Annotated in this window: 8 protein-coding genes; 6 read left to right on the top strand and 2 right to left on the bottom strand. The window is 72.6% G+C overall.

Annotation, left to right across the window (positions count from 1 at the left end; translation table 11 throughout):
• Positions 1 to 79: 79 nt before the first annotated feature.
• On the bottom strand, positions 80 to 967 hold the full coding sequence (locus OG295_RS34810; RefSeq protein WP_371680634.1) for a TIGR03619 family F420-dependent LLM class oxidoreductase: 888 nt from the start codon (positions 965 to 967) through the stop codon (positions 80 to 82).
• Positions 968 to 1,067: 100 nt separating this feature from the next.
• A complete protein-coding gene (locus tag OG295_RS34805; RefSeq protein WP_371680633.1) occupies positions 1,068 to 1,883 on the bottom strand; it encodes a DeoR/GlpR family DNA-binding transcription regulator in 816 nt (271 codons plus the stop codon).
• Between the two features lie 451 nt (positions 1,884 to 2,334).
• Between OG295_RS34805 and OG295_RS34800 the strand changes: the two genes are divergently transcribed.
• From OG295_RS34800 to OG295_RS34775, 6 genes are all read left to right on the top strand, one after another.
• Positions 2,335 to 3,861 (top strand): NPCBM/NEW2 domain-containing protein, encoded by a 1,527-nt coding sequence (locus OG295_RS34800; RefSeq protein WP_371681399.1) that lies wholly within the window; start codon positions 2,335 to 2,337, stop codon positions 3,859 to 3,861.
• 137 nt (positions 3,862 to 3,998) lie between these two features.
• Positions 3,999 to 5,042, top strand: a complete 1,044-nt coding sequence (locus OG295_RS34795; RefSeq protein WP_371680631.1) for a substrate-binding domain-containing protein — start codon at positions 3,999 to 4,001, stop codon at positions 5,040 to 5,042.
• Between the two features lie 65 nt (positions 5,043 to 5,107).
• Positions 5,108 to 6,646, top strand: coding sequence for a sugar ABC transporter ATP-binding protein (locus OG295_RS34790; RefSeq protein ID WP_371680630.1), 1,539 nt, complete (start codon positions 5,108 to 5,110; stop codon positions 6,644 to 6,646).
• Positions 6,643 to 7,728: an ABC transporter permease gene (locus OG295_RS34785; RefSeq protein WP_371680629.1), complete on the top strand. Its 1,086-nt coding sequence runs from the start codon at positions 6,643 to 6,645 to the stop codon at positions 7,726 to 7,728. Before OG295_RS34790 ends, OG295_RS34785 begins: the two co-directional genes overlap by 4 nt.
• A gap of 407 nt (positions 7,729 to 8,135) precedes the next feature.
• A complete protein-coding gene (locus OG295_RS34780) occupies positions 8,136 to 10,694 on the top strand; it encodes an ATP-grasp domain-containing protein (protein ID WP_371680628.1) in 2,559 nt (852 codons plus the stop codon).
• Positions 10,691 to 11,974, top strand: a complete 1,284-nt coding sequence (locus OG295_RS34775; RefSeq protein ID WP_371680627.1) for an MDR family MFS transporter — start codon at positions 10,691 to 10,693, stop codon at positions 11,972 to 11,974. The genes OG295_RS34780 and OG295_RS34775 overlap by 4 nt, the downstream gene beginning before the upstream one ends.
• Positions 11,975 to 12,031: the final 57 nt, after the last annotated feature.

The following is a 12,031-nucleotide window of genomic DNA, read 5'->3' as shown; positions in this document are numbered from 1 at the left end:
GCCACGGGCACAGGGTGCCGGGACCTGGGGGCCTGGGTGTGGGGGCGCCGGGGTGTGGGGGCGCCGGGGTGGCGGACCACTATCCGGCCCGTACGAGCTCCAGGACCTTGGTGCCCAGCTCCAGCGCCTCGTCCGGTTCGCGCACGCACTGCTGGTAGTCGACGAAGCAGCCGTCGGCACCGGTGTCCCTGATCCCCGCGAGGACCGCCGCGATCTCCTCGTACGACACCCCCGGCTTGGGGTTGAAGCGGATGTTGCGGCGCAGCAGGTCGGGGTCGCGGCCGGCCTCCTCCGCGGCCCGCCGGGCGGTGTCCCAGAGAGCCGCCAGGCTCTCGGGCGGCAGGACGGCTCCGACCCAGCCGTCGGCCCGGCGTCCGACCCGGCGCATCGCGGCGGGCGAGAAGCCGCCCAGGTAGACGGGCGGGTGGGGCTGCTGCGCCGGCCGCAGGCCCACGTGGGCGCGCGGGATGCGCCAGTGCGGGCCCTCGTGCTCGAACTCCTCCCGGGTCCAGATGCCCTGGAGAATGTCGAGGATCTCGTCGAGGCGTTCTCCGCGCCGGCCGAAGTCGGCGTTGACCGCGGTGTATTCGTCGCGCAGCCACCCGATGCCGAACCCGACGTCCAGTCGGCCGCCGGAGACCAGGTCCAGCGAGGTGAGGGTGCGGGCCAGCAACAGGGGCGGGTACCAGGGGGCGTTGAGCGTGCTCGTGCCGAGCCGGGCCCGGGTGGTCGCAGTGGCGGCGACGGTCAGGACCGTGAGCGGGTCCAGAAAGGTGCGGTACTCGGGCGGGTACGGGTTGCTCGGCGTGTGGCCCGGGTAGAGGTCGCTGGGCTCGACCGGGGTCAGCGACCGGTCCCCCGCCCAGAGCGAGTCGAAGCCCGCGTCTTCCGCGTCGCGCGCGAAGCCGGCGATCCGGGCGGCCTGCGCGTGGGTGCCGTACTGGGGCAGTGCGATGCCTATCTCCATGGCCCCATCGTGGACGCGGGGTGGCCCCGCGACCCAAAGGCGCCACATGTGACGCGCGACACACGGATCCGGGGTGCGGCACCCTCCCCCGGGCCGGTCCTCACCACGGGCGCTCGTCGGCCACTCCGGGGGCCAGCAGCACCTCGGCCACCTGCTCGGTGGCGGCCGTGGCCTCGTCCTTGGGGAGGAAGTCGGTGACCAGTACGTCGATGTCCTCCAGCGTGGCGAAGGTGGTGAGGCCGACGGCCGACCACTTGGTGTGGTCGGCGAGGAGCACGGCGCGGCGCGCGGAGCACAGGAAGGCCCGGTTGGTCTCGGCTTCGGCGAGGTTGGGGGTGGTGAGGCCGGTGACGGCGCCGAGCCCGTGGCAGCCGAGGAAGAGCAGGTCCACGTGCAGGGACCGGATGGCCTGGTCGGCGACGGGCCCCACGAGCGCGTCCGAGGGGGTGCGGATGCCGCCCGTGAGGATGACCGTGGTGCCGCTCCCGGCGCTGCGGGCGCCCTCGAACACCTCGGCCGTACGGACCGAGTTGGTGACCACCGTGAGGCCGGCGATCCGGGTGAGTTCTCCGGCCAGCGCGTGGGTCGTGGTGCCGGCGGAGAGGGCGATGGCGGAACCCGGGGTGACGAGGGTGGCGGCCGTCCGGGCGATGGCGGTCTTCGCCGCCGTCTCCCACTCGGACTTGGCCTCGAACCCGGGCTCGTGACTGCTGGGTTCGCCGCCCGGCACCGCGCCGCCGTGCACCTTGCGCAGTCGCCCCTCGCGGGCGAGGACGTCGAGGTCCCGGCGGACGGTCATGTCGGAGACGTTCAGCGTGCGGGTCAGCTCGTTCACCCTCACCCCGCCCCGCCTGCGGACCTCTTCCAGGATCAGGGCGCGGCGCTGGTGGGCCAGCAGACTGCCGGGATCGGTCATGCGTCGGACTCCTCTCCTCGGGCACGCGCGTCCCCGGTCGTCCACAGCATCCTGACCGATCCCACAGACGTCAACAGGTTTCAACACCGCCTCTCCGAAGGGGCCGGCGGGCAACTCGTCCTGGGATTGGCCCGGTTCCGCACCTTGACATGCTCCTGGCAACCGCAGTGTGATGTGGGCGTTCCCGTTGAAATCCGTTCGGTTCTGACGGCTTCCACCGGGCATCACGCCCCATCAGCGCATTTCCGCACACGTTCTCCCGCACCCCCACTCCGAGGAGCCGTCCGTGCCCACGTTACGAAGCGTTCTCTCCCGCCGCCTCACGGCGGTCCTCGCGGCACTGCCGTTACTGGCTCCGGCGGCGGGAGCCGGCGCGATCGCCGCCACGGCGATCGTCGCCGGAGCCTCCCCGGCCGCCGCCGCGCCCGACGGCCAGGCCCTCACCCCTCCGATGGGGTTCAACAACTGGAACTCCACCCACTGCCGCGCCGAGTTCAACGAGACGATGGTCAAGGAGATCGCCGACCTCTTCGTGGCGAAGGGGCTCAAGGCGGCCGGGTACCGGTACGTCAACCTCGACGACTGCTGGGCGCTGCCGAACCGGGACGCCTCGGGCAACCTCGTCCCCGACCCGGCCCGCTTCCCGAACGGCATCAAGGCGCTCGCCGACTACGTGCACGGCAAGGGCCTCAAGTTCGGGATCTACACCAGTGCCGGCACCAAGACCTGTGACACGGCGGGGTTCCCCGGCGGCCTCGGCCACGAGCAGGCGGACGCGAACCTCTTCGCCTCCTTCGGAGTCGACTACCTCAAGTACGACAACTGCAACAACTGGGGCGTGGACGCCAGGAAGCGCTACACCGACATGGCCGACGCCCTGCGCAACACGGGCCGTCCCATCGTCTTCTCCCTGTGCGAATGGGGCGAGAACAAGCCCTGGGAGTGGGCGGCCCCCCTCGGACACCTGTGGCGCACCACCGGTGACATCGGTGACAGCTGGTCCTCGATGATCGACATCGCACACCGGAACCAGCCCCTCGCCCCGTACGCCGGGCCCGGCCGGTGGAACGACCCGGACATGCTGGAGGTCGGCAACGGGGGCATGACGGCCGCCGAGTACCGGACCCACTTCACCCTCTGGTCGATGATGTCGGCGCCCCTGCTGATCGGGACCGACCTGCGCAAGGCGAGTGCCGAGACCTTCGAGATCCTGTCCAATCCGGACGTGATCGCCGTCGACCAGGATCCGCTGGGCCGCCAGGGCACGGTGGTCTCCGACTCCGGCGGCCTGGTGGTCATGGTGAAGGAGCTGGAGAACGGGGACCGGGCGGTCTCCCTCACCAACGAGACCGGGTCCGCGTCCACCGTCTCCACCACCATGGACGCCCTGGGCATCGGCAGCCGCGGCCCGTACGCCCTCAAGGACCTGTGGACCAAGGCCGTCTCCACGAACACGAGCGGCACGATCAGCGTCTCCGTCCCCTCCCACGCCACCGTCGCCTACCGGATCACGCCCGGCCCGCTCCCCCTCCCCCCGTCCGGCACCTCCCACCTGTCCGACCTCTCCTGGACGGGTGTGAGCAGCGGCTGGGGGCCGGCGGAGAAGGACCGCAGCAACGGCGAACGGGCGGCCGGTGACGGCCGGGCCCTGACCGTCAACGGAGCCGTCTACGCCAAGGGCCTCGGCGTCCACGCGCCCAGCACCGTCACCTACCACCTCGGCGGCCGGTGCACCCGGCTGACGGTGGACGTCGGCGTCGACGACGAGAGCGCCTTCATCGGCGCGGTCGCCTTCCAGATCTACCGGGACACCGTGAAGGTCGCCGACAGCGGCGTGGTCACCACGGCGGACGCGGCCAGGAGGCTCACCGCCGACCTGACCGGCGGGCAGACGCTGAAGCTCGTCGTCACCGACGGCGGCAACGGCGTCGACCACGACCACGCGGACTGGGCGGGCCCGAGGCTCACCTGCGCCTGACGCGGCGTCCGGCCCCGCGACCGGTCCGTCGACCGGTCGCGGGGCCGAATCCACAGCCGTCGGCACCCGCGGCCAGCCGTCCGCCTGCCCGCCGTCCGCCCGTCCGCCCGTCCGCCCCGAACAGGGAGTTCCCGTACATGTCCGTGAACCCGTACCGCCGTGGCGCGGTCCTGACCGGCGCCCTCGTCCTGACCCTCGCCCTGGGGGCCTGCTCCTCCGGCAGGCCTGCCTCCGCCCCGGGGACGGGCTCGCCGGCGAGCGGCCCGGTCTCCATCGCCTACCTGCAGAAACAGGGGGATCAGGAGTACTTCGTCTCCGAGGCGTCGGGGGCCAGGAAGAAAGCCGAGGAGCTGGGCGTCAAGCTCACCGTCGTCAACCTCGGCAACGACGCCTCGAAGACCATCACCGAGGTCAAGTCCGCGATCGCGCAGAAGAACTCCGGCATCATCATCGTGGTGCCGGAGTCGGCGGTGGGCCCCCAGGTCGCCGCCGAGGCCAGGAAGGCCGGCGTTCCCCTGCTGACCTCGGACGACCAGGTGTGCGCCGGCGGCCCCAAGCCGACGGCGTGCGACAAGGCCGATCTGGTGGCACGGGTCGGCTTCTCCGGCACCCAGATGGGAGCCGAGGTCGGCAAGCGCGCGGCGGCCGAGTTCACGAAGGCCGGCTGGAGCGCCGCCGACACCCGGATCGTCTACGCCTGGAAACAGGACACCACCGTCTGCACCGACCGGATCAACGGAGCCAAGTCCGCGTGGAAGGAGGCCGGCGGCCCCGAGGTCCAGACCGTCGAACTCGGCACGGACAACACCCCGGCGGGCGCGCAGGCCAAGGTCGAGGCCACGGTCACCGCGAACCGCGGCGTCCGGCACTGGGTCGTCATGGGCTGCAACGACGAGAACGTCTCCGGTGGCGTCAAGGGGCTGAACAACGCGGGCGTCAAGGGCGCGGACATCGCGGGGATCGGCCTCGGGGCCTATCTCGCCTGCAAGGACTGGCAGGCCGGTGCCGACAACGGGATGAGGGCCGCGCTCTACATCCCGGGCGACGAGGTGGGCAGGCTGGCGGTGCAGGCCATGTACGACAAGATCAAGAACGGCAGGGAATTCGCCCCCGAGGCCTTCGCCCCGACCAGGATGGTCGACGCCACCACGTGGCGCGACGCCGGGTTCGGCTGCAAGTGAGCCGGCCTCCCTCGGCGGCGTCCGACAGAGCGGCGTCCGCGGGTCCGCCCGCCGGCGGGCTGCGCGTGACCGGCATCGCCAAGAGCTTCGGCGGCGTCCGGGCCCTGCGGGGCGTCGGCCTGGACTTCCCCGCCGGTACGGTCACCGCGCTCATGGGCGAGAACGGCGCCGGGAAGTCGACCCTGCTGAAGATCGTCTGTGGTGACCACCCGCCGGACTCCGGCACGGTCGAGGTCGACGGGGCCCCGGTCCGGCTCCGCTCCCCCGCCGACGCCCGGCGGGCGGGCATCCGGCTCATCCCCCAGGAGCCGGAGATCGTCCCCCACCTCACCGTCGCCGAGAACGTCTACCTCGGAGCCCTGCCCACCCGTGGCGCCCGCCGCTTCGACCGGGCGGCCCTGCGCCGCCGGCTCGTGGACGACCTCGTCCGGATCGGCTTCGACCAGGTCCTCGACGCGGACACCCCGGGCATCGGACTGACCCCGGCCCAGCGTCAACTCGTCGAAATCCTGAGGGCGTTGACGGGTGACGCCAAGGTCGTCGCGTTCGACGAGCCCACCTCCTCCCTCTCCGAGAGCGAGGTGGAGGCCCTGTTCGCGCTGATCCGCCGACTGCGCGCGCGGGGCATCGCCGTCATCTACGTCTCCCACCGCATGCGGGAGATCTTCCGGCTCGCCGACCGGGTGGCCGTACTGCGCGACGGGGCCCTGGCCGGCACGCGCGACGCCGCGGCCACCGACGAGGCGGAGATCGTACGGATGATGGTCGGCCGGGACCTCTCGGCGGCCCCGGCCCGCGACCGCGCGCCCACCGGCCGGATCGTCCTCGACGTACGCGGGCTCACCACCGACGACGTACGCGGCATCAGCCTGCGGGTCCGGGCCGGGGAAGTGGTCGCACTGGCCGGACTGGTCGGCGCCGGGCGCTCCGAACTGGCCCGGGCCCTGATCGGCGACCTCCCGCTGCGCGCCGGCACGGTCTCGGTCCTCGGCGAGGAGCTGCGGCTGCGACGGCCCTCCGACGCGATCCGCGCGGGCATCGGGCTGGCCCCTGAGGAACGCAAGGAACAGGCCCTGTTCCTCGACCGGTCGGTCCGCGACAACATCTCCCTCGTCGTCCTGGAACGCCTGCGCCGGCTGCGTTTCGTACGCCGGGCGGCCGAGAGGGAACTCGCCCGCGAGTACGGCGGCCGGCTGCGGATCCGTACGCCCTCCACGGAACAGGACGTGCGCACGCTGTCGGGCGGCAACCAGCAGAAGGTGGTACTCGCCCGCTGGCTGGCCCGTCGGCCCCGGGTGCTGATCCTGGACGAACCGACGCGCGGGGTCGACGTCGGCGCCAAGGCGGAGATCCACCGCATCATCGCCGAGCTGGCCCGCGCCGGTGTGGCGCTCCTGGTCATCTCCTCCGAGCTGCCGGAGGTACTGGGTCTCGCCGACCGGGTGCTCGTCATGCAGGGGGGCCGGATCACGGGCGAGCTCGACCGCGCCGCGGCCACGGAGGAGGCGGTCCTCGCCCTGGCCATGGCCGACGACCTGACCACGACGGCGCCCGCACCGCAGCACACGCCGACGCCGATACCGACCGACGGAGGGCTCACATGAACGCGAAATCGGCGACCACGGGGGACCAGGCGTCCGGGGGCGCCGCCGCGCCCCCGCACGCACCGGAGCCGGATCCGGAGCCGGCCGCCGCGCCGGGGGCGGGGCGACGGCTGGGCACGGCCGTCGGCGCCCTCGGCGGCCAGAACCTCGGGCTCGTCGCCGCACTGGTCCTCGTCCTGCTCCTCTTCGGCTGGCTCAACCCGGCCTACGCGACCTGGGCCAACTTCAAGGTCATCGGCGACGCGGTGACCATCTCCGGCCTGCTGGCCCTCGTCCAGACCGTCGTCGTCATCTGCGGCGCGCTGGACATCTCCATCGGCTCCCAGGTCGGCCTGGCCTCGGTCGTCTCGGCCATGGTCTACACGTCCACCGGATCCAGCGCCCCGCTCGGCATCGCCGCCGCCCTCGGGACCGGCCTGCTCGCCGGGCTGCTCAACGGCGCGGTCATCGTCTACGGCCGGGTCAACCCGGTCATCGCCACCCTGGCCACCCTCGCCGCGTACAAGGGCGTCGCCCAGCTCCTCTCCAACGGGGCGGCCCAGGGCTACGTCAGCAACGACGATGTCTTCGTCTTCCTCGCGAACGGCTCGGTCGCCGGGATCCCCGTGCTGCTGTGGATCCTCGCCGCGGTCACGCTCGCCGTCCACCTGCTGCTGAAGTCCACGGACATCGGCCGCAACATCTACGCGATCGGAGGCAACGACACGGCCGCCCGCCTCGCCGGCATCCACATCAACAAGTACCTGATCGCCGTGTACGGCCTGGCCGGTGTCGTCGCCGCGATCGCCGGAGTGCTGCTCACCGCCCGGACCGGATTCGGGCACCCCGTGTCCGGCAGCGAGGGCCTCGAACTGAAGGCGATCACCGCCGCGGCCCTCGGCGGCTGCCTCCTGGCGGGCGGCAAGGGCGGCGTCGGCGGCACACTGCTCGCCGTCACCCTGCTCGGGGCCCTGGACAACGGGCTGACCGTGCAGGGCGTGAACCCCTTCTGGCAGAACGTCGCCCAGGGCGCCCTGCTCGTGGCCGCGGTGGTGATCCAGAAGCGCCGCGCCCGGGAGCGGGCGGTGGGGCTCCCCACCTGAACGGGCTGCCCACCCGAACAGGTGGCCCGCGAACGACCGCCCCGCCCGCCCGTCGCGCTCCGGGAGGCGGGGTGTTGACGGAGGCGGTACCCGGACCCCCACGATGCCCGGGTACCGCCTCCGCGCGTCCGCATCGGCGTCCGCATCCGCGTCACCGCCGCCGGCCCGGCCCCGGCTCCGCTCCCGTGCGAGCCGGCCCCGAGCCGTGTTCGAGGCATTCCCCGGTCGAGCCCGAACGATGCCTCATCTCCGCGCGAGCTCCGGCCCAGGCGCGTGCAAGTCGCGCGCGAGCGCGCCTGGTTACCTTTCGAAGACCGACGGCACATCCCGTACGCCCCCGGATCCTTCCCGTCCACGAAGTCCGTACGAGCCAGATGCCCTGCTGACGCAGGGGGAGATGAGAGCGAATGAACCCCGAGCGCACCCTGGTGCTCGTCGGCGGGACCGACGAGACCGTGCGGAAGGCCCACGACCTGGGACTGAGCGTGCTGTTGCTCCAACACCCCACCAAGGTCAGCGAGGAGCAGAACACGCTCGCCGCTGCCGTCGAGGTCGTGGACTTCACGGACTGGTCGCTGGTCGAGCCCCTGGTGCGGGCCTGGCACGAGAGTCCCGGCTTCGCGGCGGCCCTCTCCCTGACCGAACCCGGACTGGAGAACGCGGGTCGGATCAACGACCTGTACGGCCTCGGGGGAACCGGCTACGAGGTGACCGCCCGGATCCGCGACAAGGCCGCCATGCGGCGGTACGTGGCCGAGCACGACCCGGCGCACGCCGTCGGTGCCCGCTCCCTGCGCGCCCGCGAGGACCTGGACGCCTTCGGGGCCGCGTACGGCTTCCCCTTCATCGTCAAGCCCGTCGACGCGACCGCGAGCATCGGTGTCCAGCGGGTCGAGGGACCCGAGGACGCCGACCGGGTCTGGGACGAGGTGGTCCGGCTCTCCGGCACCCGGACCGACCGCGTCTCCTCGCTGTTCGTCCTGCAGGACTTCCTGATGGAGGAGTTCCTGGACGGACCCGAGTTCAGCGTCGAGTCCTTCAGCTTCGCGGGCCGCCACGTGATCGTGACGATCACGGAGAAGTTCACCTCGGACGGCCACTTCGCCGAGCTCGGCCACGCCGTACCGGCCCGGCTCTCGGCGGCCGACGAGGACGCGGCGCGCGACGCGGTGCGCGGCTTCCTGGACGTGATGGGCATGCGCGACGGGGTCTGCCACACCGAGGTGCGCCTCACCGCCAAGGGCCCTCGCGTGATCGAGGGCCACAACCGGATCGCCGGTGACGCCATCCCCGAGCTGGTGCAGAGCGCGTTCGGCATCGACCTGAGCACGCTGGCGCTCGCCCACCCCTTCGGCCTGGCCGAGGAGCTGCCCGACCGGCCCGTGGCCCGCGGGGGCGCCGCCGTGCGCACCCTGGTCGGCACGCCCGGCACCCGTGTGGAGTCCGTCGCCGGGGTCGATGAGGCACGTGCCGCGCAGGGTGTCATCGACGTCCGCGTCAGTGCCCGGCCCGGCGACGACGTACGGCCGCTGAAGGACAACTGGGACCGGCTCGGCCTGATCGCCGTCTCCGCCGGGGACACCACGGCGGCGATACGCCGCGGCGCCGAGGTGATACGGGAGCACATCCGCATCACCCTCGCGCAGCCGGACGGGGAGACCGTCCTCGCGCGGCCGGCCGAGGTCAAGCGGCGCGAGAACCTGCTGATCCTGCACCGCAATCCGCTGGAGCCGTTCCCGTTCCGGTCCTGGCTGCCGGAGCACACCGGCGACATCGTCGTCCTCGGCTCCCGCGAGAAGATCGAACTCGCCGGTGAGAAGGTGCCCGACGGCGACCTCGGCTACACCCGCCTGGAGATCTTCGACGACTTCGACGCGGACGAGGTCGACGCCCGCGCGCTCGAACTGGCCGCCGCGCACGAGATCACCGGGGTGACGGCGCTGCACGAGGCGGACATGCTGCGGGCCGCGCGGCTGCGCGAGCGGTTCGGGCTGCCGGGCGCCTGGTACGGCGACGTGCTGCCGTTCCGCGACAAGGCGCTGATGAAGACCCGCGCGCAGGCGGCGGGCATCGAGGTCGCGGCCTGGCTGCAGCCGCGCACCGCCGAAGAGGCGCGGACGTTCGCCGCGGCCGAGGGCTTCCCGGTCGTGTTCAAGGAGCGTCAGGGCTTCAACGCGATCGGCCTGCGCATCCTGCAGGACGAGGCGTCCTTCGAGGAGTGCCTGACGGAGGTGTACGGCGCGGGCGAGCGGGACGACGTCCTGCTGGAGGACTACGTCCCGGGCCGCATGTGCCACGTGGACGGTCTGGTGGCGGACGGGCGGGTGGCGATGGCCTGGCCCTCGCAGTACCAGTACGACCTGTCCTCCTTCGCCTCCGACGCGGGCCCGCGCATCGACCTCACCCTCGACGCGGACGACCCGATCACCCCGCGCCTGCTCGAACTCTCCGAGCAGGTCCTGGCAGCGCTCGCCCCCGAGGGTTCCCGGCTGCGCGACTTCGCCTTCCACATGGAGGTCTTCCACACCCCGGACGACCGGCTGGTGCTGTGCGAGATCGCCTGCCGGCCCGGCGGCGCGAAGATCCGCGAGGTCTTCGGGACGCTGTTCGACGTGCACCTCGGCGAGTACGCGGTGCGCGCCGACGCCGGCCACGAGCTCCACGCTGCCGTACGGCAGCGCGCGGAGTCCGGTGAGCTGCCCGCGCCACGGTGCATGGCGGGACAGATGCTCCTGATGAAGCAGCCGGGGCTGGTGCGCTCGCTGCCGCCGCTGCCGCAGGAGCCGTGGCTCGCCGGGTTCTGGCTGTACGCCGAGGAGGGCCAGGTCATCGCGCCCGCTTCGGGTTCCTCCGACTTCCTCGCCGCCGCGGTGGGCACCGCACCGAACCGCACGGAGTGCGAGCGCCGTCTGCGTGAGCTCGGGGTGTGGGTGCGCGAGCACAGCGAGATCGGGGACGCGCCATGACCGGAGCCCGCCTGTCGGCGAAGACGCGCTACATGCTGGGCATGGTGGTCGACGCCACCGGAGCCGGCATGTACCTGCCCCTGTCCCTGCTGTACTTCCACCACGTCACCGGGCTCCCGCTCACCCAGGTCGGCACCCTGATGACCGCCGCCGCCGTGATCGGGCTGGTCAGCAATCCGGCGGCGGGCGTCCTCATCGACCGGTTCGGGGCCCGGGCCGTGGTCACCGGCGGCTACCTGCTGCGGGCGGCCGGGTTCTGTACGTACCCGCTGGTGGACAACGGCGTCAGCATGTTCGCCGTGATCCTCCTGGTCGCGCTCGGCGACACCTCGTACCCGCCGGCGATCCAGTCCTTCATCGCCGAGTTCGTCCGGGGCACCGAGCGGGACAAACTGCTCGCCGCGCAGCGCAGTCTGCGCAACGCCGGTCTGGGTGTGGGCGGTCTGATCGCGGGTGCGGTCCTCGCCCTGGGCAGCGACGCGTTCTACTACGTGATCGTGTTCTGCACGGCCGCGGGGTACGTGCTGGCCGCCGTGTGCTTCGGCTCCATCCCGATTCCCAGGACGGCACCGGACTCCGCGGCCCCCCGGGTCTCCCGCAAGGGCGGCTACCGGCTGGTCGCCCGCAACCGGCCCTTCCTCGCCCTGACCCTGCTCAACGTGCCGACGGCGTTCGGCTACACGGTGCTGGCCGTCGGCATCCCGGCGTACGTCACCCAGGACCTGGGGGCGTCGACCTCGCTGGTGGGCGTCCTGTACGCGGTCAACACGGTCGGGATCGCGCTCCTGCAGATCCCCGTCACCCGGGCGCTCGTCGCCTTCCGCCGCACCCGTGCGGTGGCGCTGGGCGCGGCCGTGTTCGCCTCGTCGTTCGTGGTGTTCGCGGCGCTCGCCGGGGTGGGCGACAAGTCGGTCGTCCTGGTCGGGGTGTTCGTGGCGACGGCCCTGTTCACGGCGGGCGAGCTGATGCACGGCGCCACGGCGTCGGCGTTGTGCGCGCAGGCCGCTCCGGAGGAGACCCGGGGCCGTCACCTCGCGGTCTACCAGCTCTCGTGGGCGGTGCCCAGTGCCTTGGCGCCGGCCGTGCTCACGGCCCTGCTCACCCTGTCGCCGACGGCGATGTGGGTGGTGCTCGCGGCGGGCGCGACCGTCTCGGCCCTGGGAGTCCTCCGCCTGGAGCCCAGGCTGCCGGAGGAGGCGGTCCACCCGCGTCCGCGTCCGGAGCCCCTGCCGAAGCCGCAGCCGGCGCCGGGCCCCTCCGCGGAGCCGGCCCGGACCTGACCCCTCCCGCCCCGACGGGCCCGACCGCCCGGGACCCCGCCCCAGCCGTGATGTCAC

It is taken from the genome of Streptomyces sp. NBC_01276 (assembly GCF_041435355.1).
GTDB lineage: Bacteria > Actinomycetota > Actinomycetes > Streptomycetales > Streptomycetaceae > Streptomyces.
The sequence above is the reverse complement of the archived record's forward strand: the minus strand, read 5'-3'. Positions and strand labels throughout refer to the sequence as shown.